The 359-nt window shown below is 40.9% G+C and carries 1 protein-coding gene; it reads right to left on the reverse strand.

What is annotated here, in order from left to right; genetic code table 11:
* Positions 1–322 (reverse strand): phage tail spike protein (locus EDI28_RS26700; protein WP_233353544.1); only part of this gene is annotated, 322 nt, incomplete at its 3' end.
* Positions 323–359: the final 37 nt, after the last annotated feature.

Consider the following 359-nt stretch of genomic DNA (forward strand, 5'->3'; position numbering starts at 1 on the left):
AGACCTTGTCAATTCCCTCATTTGAGAACTTAGACTGTGCCCACTTCTGCAACTCTTCAACGGATTTTGCGTTGTTGTTCTCATACTCTTTTTCGTTTATATAAGGATAAGAATTAATAAGAGGACTATCAACAGTCACTCTGATAGTTGTTTCCTTTTCAGCACCTTCAGGCTTAAATGTGGATCGAGCATGAATCCTTGTAACAACATTTTGACTGTTTTTGGTTCGTTGGTAGTCCTTCAGATTCTTATGTGTTGTAATAACAACACCACGATTCTCACCACGACTCTTCTTTACAGTCATCGCAAAGTTATCACGCACCAGCTCGCCTTCCCACGTTCCGGCGATACTATGCTTG

Source organism: Photobacterium chitinilyticum, assembly GCF_004104355.1.
Classification (GTDB): domain Bacteria; phylum Pseudomonadota; class Gammaproteobacteria; order Enterobacterales; family Vibrionaceae; genus Photobacterium; species Photobacterium chitinilyticum.